Source organism: Actinomadura sp. NBRC 104425 (assembly GCF_030269545.1).
GTDB lineage: Bacteria > Actinomycetota > Actinomycetes > Streptosporangiales > Streptosporangiaceae > Spirillospora > Spirillospora keratinilytica.
In genome coordinates, this window is sequence record NZ_BSTN01000013.1 from 1 (window position 1) to 19,450 (window position 19,450).

A 19,450-nucleotide genomic window follows, 5' to 3' on the forward strand; every position below is an offset into this window, starting at 1 on the left:
GGACACGAGGGCCTCCTGGACGTCGGTGCAGATGTCGTCGCAATCCACACCGAAACCAGAAGGCCCTCCTGTCGTTCAACAACCACCCACGGCGTGTCGCCTGTCACCAACGTCCCCGAACAGCACATCTAGCACGTCGATCAGCGCGCTCAGCCACGGCTCGTCCGCCCGGCCCCGCCGCCTCAGCGACCGCGCGATGTCCCAGCGGCCGTCCAGGCGGCCGTAGGCGTAGACGTACTCGACGGGCCGCCCGCGGGCGAGCCAGTCCCACACCCGCTTGTCGAGCGGCACCGCGGTCAGCGTGAGGGCGGAGGAGGCGGCGCGCGTCCAGGGCACGCGCCGGTCGCGCCACGGCCACGGCGCGGGGTCGGTCCTGGCCAGCGGGACCAGGCCGAGCACCCGCACCTCGCCGAGGCGGACGCCTTCCTCGGCGCACCACCGGCCGAGCTCGCCCGTCGCGGCGGTGAAGGAGCGGCCCGGGCCCACCAGGTCGCAGACCGCCACCGGCCGCCGCGGCGGCCCCGCCAGCGCGGCCGGGGTCAGCCCGGCGGCCGCCGCGGCGAGCCGCCACTCGGCGGCGGTGCAGCCGCGCAGCGTCGGCAGCCGGTGCACGGCGGCGGCGTGGCCGGTGCCGCGCAGCGCGACCTCCAGGAGCTGCCGGACGGGTCCGGCGGCGTCCTCGGCCAGCAGGAGCGGGCCGCCGCCCGAGCGCGCCGGCACGCCGGCGGTGCCCGCGGCGAGCCGCCCGAACCACACCCAGTCCCATCGTCCGTCGGGCCGCCGCGGCGCGCCGCCCAGGATCTCGTCGGCCGCCGGATCCCAGGGGGTAGGGGTCGTCGGCCTCGCGGGTCTCGACCTCGCAGAGCCGCACGGCGGCGGGCACCAGCCGCGTCTCCTGCCACACCGCGCAGTCGTCGATCCTGGTGCCGACCTCGGCGCCGCACGACGCGCACGCCAGGTTGGGCCGGGACCCGATGCCCTGGCACCCGTGGTCCGGCGGATCGTCCCGCACCTTCTCGATCACCAGGCGCGTGTTGTGGACGTCCCCGGGCGCGAAGATGAGCGTGCCGCGGCGGTCGGGGGCATCGTCCACGGCATAGGTGCCGGGCGCCATGCCCAGCGGGATCTCGCCGTGGCGGGGGTCGGTGCCGTGGTCGGGCAGGGGGACGCGCAGGACGGGCGCGGTGAGGCGGGCGCCGCAGGCCGCGCAGTGCAGCACGGTCCGCCGCCCGCCCCGCGCCACGTCCGCCACCTCAGCCCTTGACGCAGACGAGCTGCCGCAGGTGCGCGACCACCTCCACCAGGTCGGACTGCGCTTCGATCACCGACTCCAGGTCCTTGTAGGCGGCGGGGATCTCGTCGAGGACGCCGCCGTCCTTGCGGCACTCCACGCCCTGCGTCTGCGCCACCAGGTCGTCGACGGTGAACGTCTTGCGGGCCTTGTTGCGGCTCATCCTGCGTCCGGCGCCGTGCGAGGCGGAGTTGAAGGCCGCAGGGTTGCCCAGGCCGCGCACGATGTAGGTGCCGGTGGCCATCGACCCGGGGATGATGCCCAGGTCGCCCTTGCCGGCGCGGATCGCGCCCTTGCGGGTGACCAGCAGCTCCACCCCGTCGTAGACCTCCTCGGCCACGTAGTTGTGGTGGCAGGAGATCATCTCGCCCCAGCGGCAGCGCTGCTCGCCGAAGGTGCGGGTCATCACGTCCTGCGCCAGGGCGAGCATGACGGCGCGGTTGCGGCGCGCGTACTCCTGCGCCCAGAACAGGTCGCGCCGGTACTCCTCCATCTTGCGGGTGCCGGCGAGGAACACCGCCAGGTCCCGGTCGGGCAGGTCCTGGTTGTGCGGCAGCTTGCGGGCGGCCTCGATGTGGTGCTCGGCCAGCTCCTTGCCGATGTTGCGGGAACCGGAGTGCAGCACGATCCACACCGCGCCGCCGTCGTCGGCGCACACCTCCAGGAAGTGGTTGCCCGACCCGAGGGTGCCCATCTGGCCGCGGGCCCGGCCGAGCCGGCCGCGCACCGCCGGGTGCAGCTCCTCGAAGCCCTTCCAGAAGTCGTACCAGCCGCGTTCCTTCAGCCCGGGCAGTGCCGACGGGTCCACCGGCGTCTTGTGCGCGTGGTGGCCGACCGGGATCGCCTTCTCCAGGCGCGAGCGCAGCCGCCCGAGGTCGTCGGGCAGGTCCTCGACGGTCAGGGACGACTTCACCGCGGTCATGCCGCAGCCGATGTCCACGCCGACCGCGGCCGGGGACACCGCGTTGCGCATCGCGATGACCGAGCCGACGGTCGCGCCCTTGCCGTAGTGCACGTCGGGCATGACCGCCACGCCCTCCACCCACGGCAGGGCGGACACGTTGCGCAGCTGGTCGAGGGCGACGTCCTCGACGGTGGCCGGGTCCGTCCAGATGCGGATCGGAACGCGGCCGCCCTTGAGCGTCTGGTACGGCATCACCTGCTCCTCTCCACGATCGACGGCGAACCGAACCGTGATCTATGACGCCAGACCGCAAAGCGCCGGTTCAAACGATTTTCTGCGCAATTCTTTCTGCGGATCCGCCGGGCCGACCGGGAAAGATCACCGGCCGGGGACGCGGCGGCCGTCGGCGACGCGCTGGGTGAGGCCCTGGCCGTCCAGGTGCTCCAGCAAGGCCACGGCCACGCGGCGGTCGGTGCCCAGGGCCTGCGCGGCCCGGCCGACGCTGAACGGCTGCGGCAGCGCGCCGAGGATCCGCAGCGCCTCCCGGTCGGCCCCGGACGGCAGGACGACGTCGCCGCCCAGCCGCAGGATCGCGCCCGCCTGCTCGGCGGCGTCCAGCACCGGCGGGGTCAGGCCGAGTTCGGCCAGCCGTTCGGGGAGGGGCGCGCAGAACGGCGCGGACCGCAGCTCCTCGCGCAGCCGCCCCACCGCGACGACGACGTGCGGCGGCGGGCCCTGGTCGGGGCCGTGCACCCGGCCGCCGGCCAGGCGCAGCGGGGGCCGCACCAGGGCCTCGACCAGGCGGCAGGAGGGCAGGCCGAGCCGCAGCCGGGCGCGCTCCAGCGGCAGGCCCGGCGCCAGCGGCCGGGACGCGGCGCGCTCGGCGACCAGGCCCGCCAGGCGGTGGTACAGCGCCTCCCAGTGGCCGGGGTCGGCGAGCCACTCGCCGACCCGCACGGCGTCGGCGGGCGGCGCGCAGCCCATTGCGGCCAGTTCCGCGGCGTGCAGCACGCCGTGGCGGCGCAGCATCACCTCGCCGTCGGGGCGGTCCGGCCAGGACGCCAGCTCCCGGGCGCGGGCGGAGGTGTCGCCGCGCCGCACCAGCGTCGGGGGCCGCACGTCCAGCACGCTCACCCGGGCGACGGCGCGGCGCGCCGGGTCGCGCAGCACGGCGACGTCGCCGACGTGCAGCGGCAGCCGCGCGTTGAGGGTCAGGCGGGCGGTGTCGGGGCCCAGCGGCCGCAGCGCCACGGGCACGGCCGCCGCGCCGATGTGCAAGGTCATGCGCCGGGCCAGCCGCCCCGACGCCTCGCCGAACCCGGTGCGCACGTCGACGCAGCCGGTGGCGGTCCACCGGCGGGGGGTGACCAGGGCCGTGCCGCGTGCGACCCGGGCGGGGGCGACGCCGTCCAGCTCCACCGCCACGCGTGCCACGCCGTGCGCCCGCGTGCACGGCTCCCCGCCCGCCTCGACGGACCGCACCCGCACCCGTGCCCCGGCGGGCATGAGCAGCAGCTCGTCGCCCGCGGCGATGGTGCCGGCGGCCAGCGTGCCGTGGACGAGGGCGCCGCCGCCCAGGCCGCGCCCGACGCGGTCGGCCCACAGCCGGACCGGCGCCGCCGGGTCGGGTTCGGGCAGCCGCCCGGCCAGGCGGTCCAGTGCCGCGGCCAGCTCCTCGATGCCCGCGCCGGTGCGGGCGCTGACGGCGACGCTCTCGGCGCCCCGCAGGCCGGTGCGGGCGAGCCGTTCGCGCGCCTGGCGCAGCGCCAGCCGGGGGTCGGCGCGGTCGGAGCGGGTCACCACCAGCACGCCGTTGCGCACGCCGAGGGCGTCGACGGCGGCCAGGTGCTCCTCCGACTGGGGCATCCACCCCTCGTCGGCCGCCACCGCGAGCAGCACCGCCGGGACGGGGCCCGCGCCCGCGAGCATGGTGGCGACGGCCCGCTCGTGCCCGGGGACGTCCACGAACGCCATCCGGCGGCCCGACGGCAGCGTCGTCAGGGCGAACTCCAGCGCCGGGGACGGGACGCCGCGGCGCCCTTCCCGCCCGGCCCGGTCGCCGTCGCCGGCGTCTGCGCCGGGGTCGGGGTCGGCCGGGTCGTCCTGCCCGGCCGGCGGCAGCCCGGCCAGGGCGCGCACGAGCGTGGACTTGCCGTGGCCGGCGTGCCCGGCGGTCGCGACGACCTGCATCAGCTCCCTTTCCGGGGGCCGGGAGCCGCGGCGCGCCGCGGGCGGGCGCACCGGCGGCCGGGGACGGGCCGGCCGGCGGGCCGTTCGCGGAGCAGCCGGCCGCGATGACCGCGGACGCGGAGGATGGGGATACGAGGGACATTTGGCCGGGGGTCCACGTTGAGCAACCCTATGGACGCCGGGGGCCGTCGCGAAAGCCGAACGGGTTCACAGTATGAGATCACAATTACTGTTCCGGATGCGCGGCATCAGAGCGGAGCATGGCGGGGCGGGAGCCGCAGAACGGGAGGTGAGCCCCCCTTCCGGGAACCGCGCCCGGAAATCGGCGGAACGCCCGGAAGGGGGCGAACCGAACACATCCCCCGGACACGCGTCCGAACAATGCGGGCAGAACGGCGGGAGGAAGGCGGCGCCCGGAAAGGTGTCAGGAAAACCGCCCGTGACCCGCTCTGCGCGCGATACGGTATCGACCGACCGGCATCGACCGGTCAGCGTCGACCGACCGGCATTGCCCGGTCCGCATCGGCAGGTCAGCAGCCGGGCGCGGGGTGGTCGCGTCCGCCCGGGTGGGCGAGGAAGTCGTCGACCATGCGGTTGACGAGTTCGGCGAGCCGCCGGCGCTCCTCCTCCGACCACGAGGCGAGCGCCTCGTGCATCCAGCGGCGGCCCACCGCCCGCAGGCACTCGACCGCGTCGCGTCCCTCGGCGCGCAGCCGCACCGGCTGGGCGCGCCGGTCGCGGGCGTCGAGCACCCGCTCGACGTAGCCGGCCTCCTCCAGGCGCCGCACGAGGCGGGAGACGTGCGGGGCTTCGACGGCCAGGCGGGCGGCCAGCTCGCCGGGCCGCATCGGTCCACCGGTGTCGGCCAGCAGCCGCAGCAGCGGTACGGCGGCGCGGTCCACCGGCACCCCGGCGGCGGCGACCGTCCGGTCGTGCAGGCGGTGCCGCGTGAGCATGTGCGCCACCCGGCTCAGCGCCCGCTCGATCTCCACGATGTCGTCGGGCACGGCGCCGGACGGGGCTCCGCCGGGCGCGTCGCCGCTGGTTGCGGCGTCTGCGGGCACGGCGCCGGCGGGTTCGGCCTGCTTCGGGGGAGACATGTGATCCACCTTACAGTGCAATTACTTAATTTCAGAAACTAAGTACAATATCGGATTTGTCCATCTTCTCCCCGAACCCGGCCCGGCACGGGCCCAGGAGGTCGCTGCATGCCCGGCGTCGCCACGCCACCCGCCGAACTGACCGAACGCGCCCCCGCGGCGCCGCGCACCGGCCCGGCGCTGCTGGCGCTGGCCGCCGCGGGACTGGTGGTGTCGGTGCAGCAGACCCTGGTCATCCCCGTGCTGCCCCAGCTGATGCGCCTGTTCGACGCCTCGGTCAGCGCTGTGACGTGGGTGTTCACCGCGTCCCTGCTGGCCGGCGCGGTGGCCACGCCGGTGCTGTCGCGGCTCGGCGACATGTACGGCAAGAAGCGCATGATCATGCTGGCGATGGGGCTGCTGCTGGCCGGGTCGGTGGTGTGCGCGCTGTCCGGCTCGCTCGGCGTGCTGGTCGCCGGGCGCACCCTGCAGGGCACCTCGGCGGCGCTGATCCCGCTGGCCATCGGCATGATCCGGGACACCTTCCCGGCCGAGCGGATCACCACCGCGATCGGCGTGGTCAGCGCCACCATGGGCGTGGGCGGCACCGCCGGCATGATCGTCACAGGGCTGATCGCGGACCGGACCGAGGGGCACCGGCCGATCTTCTGGGTGGCCGCGGGCCTGGCCGCCGCCGGGCTGGCGCTGGTGCGCCTGTGCGCGCCCGACAACGGCGCCCGCGTGGGCGGCCGCCCCGACATCCCCGGCGCCGCCGTGCTGGCGGCGTGCCTGCTGTGCCTGCTGCTGGGCGTCAGCGAGGGCAACCGGTGGGGCTGGACGTCGGCGGGCGTGCTGGCGCTGTTCGGCGGCGCCGCCGTGCTGTGCGCGGCGTGGGTGGCGGTCGAGCTGCGGGTGCGCGAGCCGCTGGTGCGCCTGGCGCTGCTGGTCGGCCCGAAGTCGCTGTCGGCGAACCTGGCCTCGGCGCTGCTGGGCTTCTCGATGTTCGCCACGTTCACCCTCATCGCGGGCCTGGTGCAGGCGCGCCGGGACGAGGTCGGCTACGGGCTGGACGGCTCGGTGCTGGACGTGGGCCTGTACATGCTGCCCAACACCGTCACCATGCTGGTGATGTCGATGCTGTCGGGGCGCATAGCCGCCCGCATCGGGCCCGCCTACACCCTGGCCCTCGGGTCGGCGTTCGTGGCCGTCAGCTACCTGTGGCTGGCGGTGTCCGTCTCCCACGCCTACGACATGCTGGCGTTCAGCACCATCCAGGGCGTCGGGTTCGGCATCGCCTACGCGGCGCTGGGCACGCTGGCGGTGCGGCACGTGCCGATGGACCAGAGCGGCATCGCCAGCGGCATCAACTCGCTGGTGCGCACGACGGGCGGCAGCGTCGCGGGCGCCGTCACCGCCGCCGTGCTCAGCGCGCACACCATCGCGGGCACGTCCGTGCCGTCGCAGGGGGCGTACCAGCTGTGCTTCGCCATCGTGGCCGCGGGTGGCCTGCTGGCGGCGGTCGTGGCGGCGGGGCACGGCCTGCGCCACGGATGACCGCGGGTCTCGGCCGCGGCCCGGCCGGGTGCGGGCCCGGTGGCCGGACGGTGAAACACCCCTGCGGGACTTGACGAACGGCGCCGCGGGCATGCCCTATAAAGGTGCGCCCCGAAGTGCGATTGGGGCGGGGGACCCGACCCGGAGGACGACATGGGCGCCTACGCGGCCGCGTACGAACGCAGCATCACCGACCCGACCCGGTTCTGGGGGCTGGCGGCGCGCGACATCCGCTGGCTGGTCCCGCCGGACCGGGTGCTGGACGACGGGGCGCCGCCGTTCTACCGGTGGTTCACCGGGGGCGAGCTCAACACCTGCGACAACGCCCTGGACCTGCATGTGGAGGAGGGCCGCGGCGACCAGGCCGCCCTCATCTACGACAGCCCCGTCACCGGAACCGTGCGCAGCTACACCTACCGGGAGCTGACCGACCTGGTGGCGCGGTTCGCCGGGGCGCTGCGCGCGCAGGGCGTCGACCGCGGCGACCGGGTGGTGATCTACCTGCCGATGATCCCCGAGGCGGTGATCGCCATGCTGGCGTGCGCCCGGCTGGGCGCGGTGCACTCGGTGGTGTTCGGCGGGTTCGCCGCCCGCGAGCTGGCGGCGCGCATCGACCACGCCCGGCCCAAGGCCGTGGTGTCGGCGTCGTGCGGCATCGAGGGCAGCCGCGTGGTGGCGTACAAACCGCTGCTGGACGAGGCCCTCGAGCTGGCCGCGCACAAGGTCGAGCGCTGCGTGATCCGGCAGCGCCCGCAGCTGCACGCCGACCTGGTGCGCCCGCGCGACGTGGAGTGGGACGAGGCGGTCGCGCAGGCCGAACCGGCCGAGTGCGTCCCGGTGGCCTCCACCGACCCGCTGTACATCCTCTACACCTCCGGCACGACGGGCCGTCCCAAGGGCGTGGTCCGCGACAACGGCGGGCACGCGGTCGCGCTGCGCTGGTCGATGGAGAACATCTACGGCGTGGGGCCCGGCGACGTGTTCTGGGCGGCCTCGGACGTCGGCTGGGTCGTCGGGCACTCCTACATCGTGTACGCGCCGCTGCTGACCGGATGCACGACCGTCCTGTACGAGGGCAAGCCGGTCGGCACGCCGGACGCGGGCGCGTTCTGGCGGGTGGCGTCGCAGCACCGGGTCAAGGTGCTGTTCACCGCGCCGACCGCGATCCGGGCGGTGAAGAAGGAGGACCCGCGCGGCGAACTGCTCGCCTCCTACGACCTGTCGCGCCTGGAGGCGCTGTTCCTGGCGGGCGAGCGGCTGGACCCCGACACCTACCGGTGGGCGGCCGACCTGCTGCGCCGCCCCGTGATCGACCACTGGTGGCAGACCGAGACCGGGTGGCCGATGGCGGCGAACCCGCGGGGCCTGGAGCCCCTGCCGGTCAAGCCGGGGTCGCCGTCGGTGCCCGTCCCCGGGTACGACGTGCGGGTGCTGGCGGCCGACGGCACCCCCGCCCCGCCCGGCGTGGACGGCGACATCGTGGTGCGGCTGCCGCTGCCGCCGGGCACGCTGCCGACGCTGTGGCAGGACGACGCGCGGTTCGTCGAGTCGTACCTGACCCGCCACCCCGGCCACTACCTCACCGGCGACGGCGGCCACATCGACGAGGACGGCTACGTGTGGGTGATGGGCCGCACCGACGACGTCATCAACGTGGCCGGGCACCGGCTGTCGACGGGCGCGATGGAGGAGGTGATCGCCGCGCATCCGGCGGTGGCCGAGTGCGCGGTCATCGGCGTCCAGGACGCGGTGAAGGGGCAGGTGCCGCGCGCGCTGGTGGTGCTGGCGAGCGGCGCGGACGCCGAGCCCGAGGTGCTGCGCGACGAACTGGTGCGGATGGTGCGCGAGCAGGTCGGCCCCGTCGCGGCGCTGAAGGAGGTCGCGGTGGTGCGGGCGCTGCCCAAGACCCGCTCGGGCAAGATCCTGCGCGCCGCGATGCGCGGGATCGCCGACGGCCGGGAGGTCGCGGTGCCGTCGACGATCGAGGACCCGGCGGTGCTGGACGAGCTGCGCGGCGTGCTGCGGCCGGGCCCCGCGTCGCAGGACGCCGCGTCGCAGGGCCCCGCGTCGCAGGGCCCCGCGTCGCAGGGCCCCGCGTCGCAGGGCCCCGCGTCGCAGGGCCCCGCGTCGCAGGGCCCCGCGTCGTAGGGCGCCGCGTCGTAGGGCGCCGTGGTAGGGCGCGGCCGCCGGTCAGGGGACGGCGGCGGTGCTGGGCTCGCGGCCGCCGCCCTGGCCCGCCAGACGGTTCAGCGTCCGGGCGAAGGCGAACATCGCCGCGCCCGCCGCGACGGTCACCGCACCCAGCAGCAGGAAGTACCGCACCCCGCCCCACACGTCCTGCAGCCGGGCGACCTGCCCGCCGAGCGCGTCGCCGCACGCCACCGCCAGGAACCACACGCCCAGCAGCTGACCGACGAACGCGCGGGGCGCCAGCTTGACGGTGACCGACAGCCCGACCGGCGACAGCGCCAGCTCCCCCACGGTCTGCAGCAGGTAGACGGCGACCAGCCACAGCAGCGACACCCGGGCGCCGCCGGCCGCCGCGTGCGCGGCCACGGCCATCACCGCGAACGACAGCCCGCACATCACCAGCCCGAAGGCGAACTTCTGCGGGATGCTCACCCGGTCGCCCAGCCGCAGCCACAGCCAGGCGAAGAACCCGGACAGGCAGATGATCATGATGGGGTTGATGTTCTGCGTCCAGCTCGCGGGCATCCGCCAGCCGAACACGGTCAGGTCGACGCTGCGGGCGGCGAAGATGTTGAGCGGCCCGGCCGCCTGGTCGTAGATCATCCAGAACAGCGCGGCGGCCGCGAACAGCCACACGTAGGCGCGCAGCCGCGTCCGCTCCTCGGCGGTCACCTCGCGGCTGCGGAACAGGTAGGCGAAGTAGACCACCGGGACGGCCACGGCCGGCGCGGTCAGCGCCACGGTGACGTCGTCGACCGTGATGCCGCCGAGCAGCACGGCGGCGACGGCCGCGGCGGGCACCGCCGCGGCGAGCACGGCGGCCGCCGCCCGCACGAGCCTGCGGCGCTCGTCCGGGGTCAGCCGGTGCCCGGGCTGGTCGCCGACGCCGCGCAGGTGCCGGGCACCGAGCACGTACTGGGTGAGGCCGAGCGCCATTCCCGCGGCCGCGGCGCCGAACCCCAGGTGCCAGTCGACGTTCTCGCCGAGGTAGCCGACGACGAACGGGGCCAGCGCGCCGATGTTGACGCCCAGGTAGAACAGGGAGAACGCCGAGTCGCGGCGCGCGTCGTCCTCCTGGGCGTACAGGCGGCCGACCATCGTGGAGATGTTGGGCTTGAGCAGCCCCGACCCCAGGATGATCAGTGCCAGGCCCAGGTAGACCGGTCCTGGCCCGGCCGGCACCGCCATCGCCACGTGCCCGCACATGATGACCGTGCAGCCCGCCAGCACGGTGCGGCGCGCGCCGAGGATCCGGTCGGCCACCCAGCCGCCGGGCAGGGCGGCGAAGTAGACCATCGCCATGTACACGCCCAGCAGCGCCTTGGCGGTACCCTCGGCCAGGCCCATGCCCGACTGGGCCGGCGGGGCGATCAGGAACAGCACAAGGATCCCGCGCATCCCGTAGAAGCTGAACCGCTCCCACATCTCGGTGAAGAAGAGCGTGGCCAGCCCCCAGGGGTGCCCGAAGAACGTGCGCCCGGACGGCGCGCGCGCCAGAGTCGTCGCCATGCGCTCCCCCCGAGTTCCGCCGTGGCGCGTACACGTACCGGAACGCGTTTCTACCCGCGTGATCAGCGGCCGAACGGGCGGGCGGCGGGGTCAGCGCACGACGGGGTCAGCGGACGACGAGGGTGTGGGCGCGGCGCTCGACGAGCTCGCCGATGACGACCGCGCCGGGGATCTCGCCGGCGATCAGCAGGCCGCCGGAGGTCTGCGCGTCGGCCAGCAGCAGCCGGCGCTCCTCGGCGAGGCGGCCGAAGTCGGTGTGCGGGGACACCCACGCCAGGTTGCGGCGGGTGCCGCCGGGCACGAACCCGTCGCGGACGGACTCGCGCGCCCCGTCCAGGACGGGCACGGCGGCGGCGTCGACCACGGCGGTGACGCCGCTGGCCCGGGCGAGCTTGTACAGATGGCCGAGCAGCCCGAAGCCGGTGACGTCGGTGGCGCAGCGCACGCCCGCGGCCAGCGCGAGCCGGGCGGCCTCGTCGTTCAGGGCGGCCATCGACTCCACGGCGTGCGGGAACGCCTCGCCGGTGGCGCGGTGCCGGGCGGTGAGCGCGCCGGTGCCGATCGCCTTGGTCAGCGACAGCGGCAGGCCGGGCCGCCCGTCGGCCAGCCGCAGCAGCCGGCCGGGGTCCGCGGTGCCGGTCACCGCCAGACCGTACTTGGGCTCGGGGTCGTCGACGCTGTGCCCGCCGGCGACGGGGCAGCCCGCGCGTGCGGCGACGTCGCGGCCGCCGCGCAGCACCTCCCGCGCCACGTCCGCGGGCAGCACGTCGCGCGGCCAGCCGAGCAGGTTGAGCGCCATGACGGGCTCGCCGCCCACGGCGTACACGTCCGACAGCGCGTTGGCGGCGGCGATCCGGCCCCAGTCGTAGGGGTCGTCCACGACGGGCGGCAGCACGTCCACGGTGGACACCACCGCGCGGGTGCCGTCGAGCCGCAGCACGGCCGCGTCGTCGCCCTCGGCGGCGCCGAGCAGCAGGGAGCCGTCGCCGGCCGGCCCGGTCAGCCCGGAGATCAGTCCTTCCAGCTCGCCGGGCGGCAGTTTGCCCGCGCCGCCGCCACCGTGGGCGTACTGGGTCAGGCGCACAGCGGGGGAGGTCACAGCGGGATTTAACCGACAACACGCGAAATGATCAAGCAAACTGAGCGTATGGGGGCGGTTACCGACACCCCTCACAAATGCCTAACCAATGCCTCACTGGTCATGAAACCCGGATGAGGCTCGCGAAACCCACCAAGGTTTACCGTGAAGGCATGAGACGCCGCAGGCTGGCGTACGGCCTGATGATGGGCACCTGCCTGACGCTGTTCGTGCTCGCCTGGGCCGTGGTCCGGCGCTACTCCCCCGCGGCGGCGGTGGCGATGTCGCTGGTCGCGATGGTCATCCCGCCGTTCGCCGCGGTCGTGGCCAACCGGGGCATCGACCGCGGGGACGAGCGCGGCGAGGGCCACTGCGCCGACCGTCCGCAGGGCCGGGGCGGCGGCCGTCCGGGGGGTTGATCTCGCGCGACGCCGCCTCGCGGGGTACGGTCGCGGCTATGGGGCGGATCACCGTGCGCAAACCGGTCCTGCGGCTGAGCACCGCGGGGGTGCGGGGACGGCGCCCCGACACCCTCGCCGTCGAGGAACCCCTGGAGATCCGCGTCGCCGGGCGACCGCTCACCATCACCATGCGCACCCCCGGCGACGACTTCGACCTGGTCGCCGGGTTCCTGGTCGCCGAGGGCGTCATCGCGCGCGCCGACGACCTGGTGGCGCTGCGCTACTGCGCGGACACCGCCGAGCAGAACACCCTGGACGTGGTGCTGGCGGACCACGTGCCCCCGCCCGCCCCGGGCATGACCCGCGCGTTCGCCACCACCAGCGCCTGCGGCGTGTGCGGCAAGTCCAGCATCGAGGCGCTGCGCGTGGACCGCCCCTACGACATCGCCGCCGACCCCGTCGAGCTGACGCCCGAGGTGCTGGCGCGGCTGCCCGAGCGGCTGCGGGAGGCGCAGCGGGTGTTCGACCGCACCGGCGGCCTGCACGCGGCCGCGCTGTTCGACGCGGCCGGCGAGCCGCTGGCCGTGCGCGAGGACGTGGGCCGGCACAACGCCGTCGACAAGGTCGTCGGCTGGGCGCTGCGGGCGGGCCTGCTGCCGCTGACCGGCCGGATCCTGATGGTCAGCGGCCGGGCCTCCTTCGAGCTCACCCAGAAGGCGGCGCAGGCCGGGATCCCGGTGCTGGCGGCGGTGTCGGCGCCGTCGTCGCTCGCGGTGGACCTGGCCGAGGACGCCGGCATGACCCTCGTCGGGTTCCTGCGCGGCCAGACCATGAACGTCTACACCGGCGCCCACCGCGTCACCTCCTGACTCACGACGTTTCTGTCACCCGGGTGCCAACTGTGGGCCCGGTTTTGTGGCCTCGCTGTGAAGACCCCGCACCCGGCGCACGATTCACTTCTGGGACCGCCGAACCGGCTTCGGTCGTGCCCGAGGAGAGAGCGATGACGGACGTCGATGAGCGGCATCCTGTGATCAAGCCGCGCCGGGTGTCGTTCGACTGGTCGGACACCCCGCTGCACTGGATCCCCGGCGACCCGGTGGCCACGCACATCATCAACTCCTTCCACATCGTCCTGCCCGAGGGCGAGAAGTGGTTCATCCAGTGCGTCAAGGACGCGCGCCCGCACATCAGCGACGAGCGGCTGCTGGCGGAGATCAAAGGGTTCATCGGCCAGGAGATGGTGCACGCCCGCTCCCACCAGGGCGTGCTGGACCGGGTGCTGGCGGCCAACGGCATCGATGTCAGCCCGATCACCGAGCAGGCGGCGCGCGGCAACGCCGAGCGGCCCGCGCGGATGGCCGAGCTGAAGAAGCGCTCGCCCCGGGCGTGGCGGCGGCGGCTGCGCTTCGAGCTCGCCGCGGTCGCCGCGATCGAGCACTACACCGCCGTGCTCGGCCAGTGGATCATGGACAACCGGCGGCTGGACGCCGACGGCGCCGACCCGACCATGCTGGACCTGCTGCGCTGGCACGGCGCCGAGGAGGTCGAGCACCGCTCGGTGGTGTTCGACGTGTACCGGGCGATGGGCGGGCGCTACCCGATGCGCGTCGCGGCCTGGGCGGTGTCGCTGCTGTTTCTGTACTGGGCGCTGATCGGCGGGGCGCTCTACCTGCTCCGGCGGGACCCGACCGTGCGCGGCCCGGTGACGCTGCCGCGCCTCTACCGCGCCTACCGGCGGTCGGTCCGCAGGGGCCACGTGCCCGGCATCTTCCGGCTGCTGATCGGGGAGGCGCCGGTGTACCTGCGGCCGTCGCACCACCCCTCGCAGATCTGCTCGACGCCGCGGGCCCTGGAGTACCTGAAGCGCTCCCCCGCCGCGCAGGCGGCGGGCCAGGCCCCGTCCTGACCCCCGTGGCGGCGGCGCCCGGACCGCTTCCCCGGCGGAGAATCTCCCTCCGCGCGGCGGCATGCCGTACATTTTCGACTTGGCGTCCGCCGGTGGGCGGACGCCGGTCCGACCCCCCGACCCGCCGCAGGCGCGCCGGCGCGCCGACGGAAAGGCGTCCGCATGACGGTGAACGAGATCAGCCCCGCCGCCCCGGTGCAGCCTGCCATGGCGCAGCCCGATCAGGCGCAGTCCGATCCGGCGGAGGCCTCCCCGGCGCAGGCCGGCGCGGCCGGGGCCGGCTCCGGCGGGGCGAAGGCCGCGGCGAGGCGCGCGGCCAAGAGGCGGCGGCGCGTGCGCGGCGACGGCGTCGACCTGGCCGTGTACGAGCAGGGCGACCCGTCCCGTCCGACCGTGCTGCTCATGCACGGCTACCCCGACACCCACGCGGTGTGGGACGAGGTGGCCGAGCGCCTCGCCGACCGCTTCCACGTGGTGCGCTACGACGTGCGCGGCGCGGGCGCCTCGTCACGGCCGCGCGGGCGCATGCGGTACACCCTGGACTACCTGGTGGCCGACCTGGAGGCCGTGCTGGACGCCACCGCGCCGGAGAAGAAGGTGCACCTGGTCGGGCACGACTGGGGGTCCATCCAGGGGTGGGAGGCGGTGTGCACCCTCCCGCAGCGGTTCGCCTCGTTCACCTCGATCTCCGGCCCGTGCCTGGACCACGTGGCGCACTGGATGCGCCGCAGGCTGCGGCGCCCGACCCCGCGCAACCTGCGGCAGGCGGCCGGGCAGGCACTGCGGTCCTGGTACATCTACCTGTTCCAGACGCCGCTGCTGCCCGAGGTGCTGTGGCGCGCCGGGGCGGCCCGCGTGTTCGCCCGCGCCCTGGAGGCGGGCGAGGGCGTGCCGCTGCGCCCCGGGCACCCGGCCCGGACGCTGCCGCGCGACGGCGCCGCCGGCGTCCGGCTGTACCGCGCCGACATGCGCCGGCGCCTGCGCAGGCCGCGCGAGCGGCGCACGGACGTGCCGACGCAGGTGATCGTGCCCACCCGCGACCTGTTCGTCTCCCCGCATCTGGTGGCGGGCCTGGCCGGGCGCGCGCCCGACCTGTCGCTGCGGACGGTCGACGCCGGGCACTGGGTGCCGCGCAGCCGCCCCGACGTGGTCGCCGAGTGGATCGCCGAGCACATCGGCGCGGGCTGAGCGAGCACATCGGCACGGACTGAGTCGGCCCTGAGCCGGCCGTGAGTCGGCCCTGAGTCGGCAGGGTTTACCCGCGCGGGGTTTTCCGGCGGCCCCGGACATGCGAACTTGTGAACACGACATCAGGCCGACGCCCCCCTCGGCAGGTGGGCCCTACCGGCGCCGGAGTGTGTGACATGCGAATCCGCGACATCCTGCGTAGGAAAGGCGACGCGGTGACCACGGTGCGACCCGAGGCCGCGGTCCGGGACCTGCTGGCCACCCTGGCCCAGCACAACATCGGCGCGGCGGTGGTCTCGCCGGACGGCACGGCGATCGCCGGGATCGTCTCCGAGCGGGACGTGGTGCGCCGCCTGCACGAGCACGGCGCCGCGCTGCTCGGCCGCCCCGTCCGCGAGATCATGACCGCGGAGGTGCGCACCTGCACGCCCGACGCCGACGTGGACGAGCTGCGGCGCACGATGACCGAGCACCGCATCCGGCACCTGCCCGTCGTGGACGGCGGGCGGCTGGCCGGGATCGTCAGCATCGGCGACGTGGTCAAAAGCAGCATCGACGAGCTGGAGAGCGAACGCGAGTACCTCGTCGGCTACATCCAGCGCGCGCCCTGACGCGCGCCCCTCGACGCGCACGTCCCCCCGCCCGCGCGCGACGTCCAGCCGCGTGTGACAGCCCGAGGCGTCACACGTAGGTGGGCAGGGACGGGCGGACGGCGGGGGCCGCGTCGACCTGCGCCTGCGCCTGCGCCAGCCGGTCCACCGCGGCGCGCAGCGTCTCGGGCGGCAGGACGTACGGCAGGCGCAGCCGGTCCTCCAGCACGCCGTCCTCGCCGAACACCGGGCCGGGCACCACCCGCACGCCGAGCAGCAGCGCCGCGTCGGCGATCTGCGTGGCGACCGGCGCCTCCAGCCGCGGCCACAGCGACATGCCGCCCTCGGGCAGGGTGAAGGTCCAGCCGGGCAGCCGCTCGCGCAGCGCGGCGGCCAGCGCGTCGCGGCCGCGCAGCAGCGACGCCGCGCGTTCGGCCCGTACCTCCTCCCGCCGCAGCAGCAGCTCCCGCACGATCAGCTGCTCGAGCACCGGGCTGGCGATGTCGGTGGCCTCGCGCGACAGCGTCACCCTGCGCGCCAGCGGCGCGGACGCCCGGATCCAGCCGATGCGCAGCCCGCCCCACAGCAGCTTGGACGCCGACCCGACGCTCACCACCCGGCCGCCGGTGTCGAACACGGCCAGCGGCGGCGGCACCGGGGCGGCCAGGTCGTGCGCCAGGCCCGCGAACGTCTCGTCGGCGATGAGCACGGCGTCGGCGCGGCGGGCGGCCTCCACCAGCGCCTCCCGGGCGGACGCGGGCATCAGCAGGCCGGTCGGGTTGTGGAACTCGGGGACGGTGTAGACGGTGCGCACGGCCGTCTGCCGCATGGTGGCGGCGATCAGTTCGACGTCCCAGCCGTCGGCGACGCCGACCGGCACCAGCCGGGCGCCGCGGCGGCGCAGCGCGCCCAGCGCGTGCGGGTAGGTGGGCCGCTCCACCAGCACCGGGTCGCCGGCCTGCACCACCAGCTGGGTCAGCAGCGTCAGGGCGTGCTGCGCGCCGGTGGTGACGACGATCTGGTCCGCGCGGGTGGGCAGCCCGCGCGCGGTGTAGCCGTCGGCGATCACCTCGCGCAGCTCGGGCAGCCCGGCGGGCTGGTATCCGGGTTCGGCGGTGTGCCGGGGCAGTTCGGCCACGGCGGCTTCGACGGCCTCGCCGAAGATCTCGGGTGCGGCGGGGGTGGCGCAGCCCAGGTCGATGAACCCGGGGCCGGTGGGGGCCGCGGCCATGCCGAACCGCGGGTCGCCCTCGGCGCCGCCGCGCCGGGCAGGGGCGACGGCGGCCATGTTCGTCGCGGGCAGCGCCGTCCAGCTTCCGGAGCCCTGCCGGCTCTCCATGTAGCCGTCGGCGCGGAGCCGGTCGTAGGCGGCGGTCACGGTGGTGCGGCTGACGCCGAGGGCGGCGGCCAGGTCGCGTTCGGCGGGCAGGCGCGTGCGCAGCGCCAGCCGCCCGTCCAGGATCAGGCCGCGCACCGCCCGCGCCAGCGCAAGGTAGTAGGGGCGCTCCTGCGGGACGTCGCCGAGCAGCCGGGCCAGCTGCGGACCGCTCACATACCGGGAGGACATGGGTCCACTTTCGCATGATTGGCCCTATGTCGGCCAGACCATTGCCGCCCAAAATATTGGACGTTGTCCATATATCGAGGTGGGAGAGTAGGCACGAATGGCCCTGATGGCACGCCGTCTGGTCCAGCTGTATGCGGGATTGGCCCTTTACGGTCTGGGCATCGCCCTGCAGGTGTCGTCCGGGCTCGGCAACGACCCGTGGGACGTGTTCCACCAGGGCATGGCGCGCCGGTTCGGGCTGTCGATCGGCGCGTGGATCGTCATCATCGGGGCGTTGGTGATGCTGGCCTGGATCCCGCTGCGGCAGCGGCCGGGGATCGGCACGGTCAGCAACGCGCTGCTCGTCGGGGTCTTCGCCGACCTGTTCCTGTACCTGCTGCCGGACCCGGACGCCGCCGCGGCCCGCTGGGCGTTCCTGGTCGCGGGCATCGCGGTCAGCGGGTTCGCCACCGGCTGCTACATCGGCGCCGGGCTGGGTCCGGGGCCGCGCGACGGGCTGATGACGGGGCTGGCGGCCCGCGGCCACTCGGTCCGCGTCGTGCGCACCTCCATCGAGCTGAGCGTGCTGGCGGCGGGCTGGCTGCTCGGCGGCACGGTCGGTGTCGGCACCCTGCTGTACGCCGTGGCGATCGGCCCCCTGGCGCACGTGTTCATCCCCCTCCTGCAGATCAAGGAGCCCGTGCGGGACACCGTGCCTCCCGCCGCGGAGCGCACCGAGCCCGAGCCGGAACCCGCGTCGAACTGACCCCGGGGACGGCCGGGTCAGGTGAGGAACAGGCGGACGACCTGCTCGGCCACGGTCGCGAGCAGGCCGGCCGCCCCCTCGGTCAGCTCGGCCAGCGTGCGCGGGCCGTCGGCCAGGCTGAACGCGGCGGTCAGGCCGAGCGCGTGCAGGTCGTCCAGCGGCCCGGCCACGCTCCCGGCCAGCGCCACCGCCGGCACGCCGCGCTCGCGCGCCAGGTCCGCCACGACGGAGACGACCTTGCCGCCCGCGCTCTGGTCGTCCAGCCGCCCCTCCCCCGTGATCACCAGGTCGGCGGTGTCGAGCGCCGCGGGCAGGCCCATCAGGTCGGCCACCAGCTCGGCGCCTTGGGCGGGTGCGGCGTCCAGCACGCCGACCAGGCCGCCGCAGGTGCCGCCCGCCGCCCCGGCGCCCGGCAGGTCGTGCACGCGCCGCCCGGTGCGCTCGGCCAGCACGTCGGCGAACCGCACCAGCGCCGCGTCCAGCTCGGCGACCTGCTCGGGCGTGGCGCCCTTCTGCGGCCCGAACACCGCCGCCGCGCCGCGCGGGCCCACCAGGGGGTTGGTCACGTCGCAGGCGACGCGGAAGCGCGTCTCGCGCACCCCTTCGGCCAGCCCCGAGTCGTCGATCGCGGCGAGCCGGGCCAGCGCCGCGCCCCCGGGCGGCAGCTCGGCGCCGGCGGCGTCGGTGAAGCGCACGCCGAGCGCGCGCAGCAGCCCGGTGCCGCCGTCGGTGCCGGCGCTGCCGCCGATGCACACCAGCACGTCGCGGGCGCCGCGCCGCACCGCGTCGGCGACCAGCTCGCCGGTGCCGCGGGTGTCGGCGCGCAGCGGGTCCAGCTCGCCGGGGTCCAGCAGCGGCAGCCCGGACGCCGAGGCCAGCTCGACGACGGCGGCGCGTCCGTCCCGCGACAGCGCGTACCGGGCCGCGACGGGGCGTCCCAGCGGGTCGTGGGCGGTCAGCCGGACCTCCTGCCAGCCGGCGCCGCGTAGGAAGCAGTCCAGGGTGCCCTCGCCGCCGTCGGCCATCGGCACCGCGACGGTCTCGGCGCCGGGCGCCGCTCGCCGCACCCCCTCCGCCACGGCGGCGCACACCTGGGCGGCGCTCAGGCTGCCTTTGAACGAGTCGGGCGCGATGACGATCCGCAACGCTGGGCTCCCTTCTTCCGGGCACCGAACCATACGGGACCCGCCCGCGTCGGGCATTGGGCGCTCCGACAAAGGATCGCCGCCGCGTCTCCCGGAAAACTGTGCAGAGT

16 protein-coding genes are annotated in these 19,450 nt (G+C 75.3%); 8 read left to right on the top strand and 8 right to left on the bottom strand.

Translation table 11 applies throughout. The features are described 5' to 3' along the window. Positions 1-75 precede the first annotated feature (75 nt). From QSK22_RS19955 to QSK22_RS19970, 4 genes are all read right to left on the bottom strand, one after another. Positions 76-756: a hypothetical protein gene (locus QSK22_RS19955; protein ID WP_285495758.1), complete on the bottom strand. Its 681-nt coding sequence runs from the start codon at positions 754-756 to the stop codon at positions 76-78. 497 nt (positions 757-1,253) lie between these two features. Further along, positions 1,254-2,447 (bottom strand): RtcB family protein, encoded by a 1,194-nt coding sequence (locus QSK22_RS19960; RefSeq protein WP_285495759.1) that lies wholly within the window; start codon positions 2,445-2,447, stop codon positions 1,254-1,256. A gap of 126 nt (positions 2,448-2,573) precedes the next feature. Continuing rightward, on the bottom strand, positions 2,574-4,385 hold the full coding sequence (locus QSK22_RS19965; RefSeq protein ID WP_285495760.1) for a SelB domain-containing protein: 1,812 nt from the start codon (positions 4,383-4,385) through the stop codon (positions 2,574-2,576). A gap of 530 nt (positions 4,386-4,915) precedes the next feature. After that, positions 4,916-5,485 carry a MarR family winged helix-turn-helix transcriptional regulator gene (locus QSK22_RS19970; protein WP_285495761.1) on the bottom strand — a complete coding sequence of 190 codons (570 nt, stop codon included), beginning with the start codon at positions 5,483-5,485 and terminating at the stop codon, positions 4,916-4,918. Positions 5,486-5,593: 108 nt separating this feature from the next. Between QSK22_RS19970 and QSK22_RS19975 the strand changes: the two genes are divergently transcribed. After that, positions 5,594-7,018 carry an MFS transporter gene (locus QSK22_RS19975; protein ID WP_285495763.1) on the top strand — a complete coding sequence of 475 codons (1,425 nt, stop codon included), beginning with the start codon at positions 5,594-5,596 and terminating at the stop codon, positions 7,016-7,018. A 153-nt stretch (positions 7,019-7,171) separates the two neighbouring features. Then, positions 7,172-9,166 (top strand): propionyl-CoA synthetase, encoded by a 1,995-nt coding sequence (locus tag QSK22_RS19980; protein ID WP_285495764.1) that lies wholly within the window; start codon positions 7,172-7,174, stop codon positions 9,164-9,166. Between the two features lie 42 nt (positions 9,167-9,208). On the opposite strand, the gene QSK22_RS19985 is transcribed toward QSK22_RS19980, so the two are convergent. Next, entirely contained in the window at positions 9,209-10,717 is a 1,509-nt protein-coding gene (locus tag QSK22_RS19985) for a peptide MFS transporter (protein ID WP_285495765.1), read from the bottom strand. 106 nt (positions 10,718-10,823) lie between these two features. Beyond that, entirely contained in the window at positions 10,824-11,816 is a 993-nt protein-coding gene (gene selD, locus QSK22_RS19990) for a selenide, water dikinase SelD (RefSeq protein ID WP_285495766.1), read from the bottom strand. A 152-nt stretch (positions 11,817-11,968) separates the two neighbouring features. On the opposite strand from selD, the gene QSK22_RS19995 reads away from it, so the two are divergent. From QSK22_RS19995 to QSK22_RS20015, 5 genes are all read left to right on the top strand, one after another. Further along, the gene (locus QSK22_RS19995) at positions 11,969-12,214 is read left to right on the top strand and encodes a DUF3099 domain-containing protein (protein ID WP_285495767.1); all 246 of its coding nucleotides are present in this window, start codon (positions 11,969-11,971) and stop codon (positions 12,212-12,214) included. Between the two features lie 38 nt (positions 12,215-12,252). Continuing rightward, positions 12,253-13,065, top strand: a complete 813-nt coding sequence (gene fdhD, locus QSK22_RS20000) for a formate dehydrogenase accessory sulfurtransferase FdhD (protein ID WP_285495768.1) — start codon at positions 12,253-12,255, stop codon at positions 13,063-13,065. A gap of 134 nt (positions 13,066-13,199) precedes the next feature. Next, positions 13,200-14,105 (top strand): metal-dependent hydrolase, encoded by a 906-nt coding sequence (locus QSK22_RS20005; protein ID WP_285495769.1) that lies wholly within the window; start codon positions 13,200-13,202, stop codon positions 14,103-14,105. A gap of 162 nt (positions 14,106-14,267) precedes the next feature. Continuing rightward, positions 14,268-15,293: an alpha/beta fold hydrolase gene (locus tag QSK22_RS20010; RefSeq protein ID WP_285495770.1), complete on the top strand. Its 1,026-nt coding sequence runs from the start codon at positions 14,268-14,270 to the stop codon at positions 15,291-15,293. Between the two features lie 176 nt (positions 15,294-15,469). Beyond that, on the top strand, positions 15,470-15,904 hold the full coding sequence (locus QSK22_RS20015) for a CBS domain-containing protein (RefSeq protein WP_285495771.1): 435 nt from the start codon (positions 15,470-15,472) through the stop codon (positions 15,902-15,904). Between the two features lie 70 nt (positions 15,905-15,974). Here the strand turns inward: QSK22_RS20015 and yczR are convergent, their stop codons facing one another. Further along, a complete protein-coding gene (gene yczR, locus QSK22_RS20020; RefSeq protein ID WP_285495772.1) occupies positions 15,975-17,450 on the bottom strand; it encodes a MocR-like transcription factor YczR in 1,476 nt (491 codons plus the stop codon). 97 nt (positions 17,451-17,547) lie between these two features. Here yczR and yczE point away from each other — a divergent pair, with 97 nt between their 5' ends. Next, the gene (gene yczE / locus QSK22_RS20025; RefSeq protein WP_285495773.1) at positions 17,548-18,195 is read left to right on the top strand and encodes a membrane protein YczE; all 648 of its coding nucleotides are present in this window, start codon (positions 17,548-17,550) and stop codon (positions 18,193-18,195) included. Positions 18,196-18,212: 17 nt separating this feature from the next. Here the strand turns inward: yczE and QSK22_RS20030 are convergent, their stop codons facing one another. Further along, positions 18,213-19,340: a glycerate kinase gene (locus tag QSK22_RS20030; RefSeq protein ID WP_285495774.1), complete on the bottom strand. Its 1,128-nt coding sequence runs from the start codon at positions 19,338-19,340 to the stop codon at positions 18,213-18,215. Positions 19,341-19,450 lie beyond the last annotated feature (110 nt).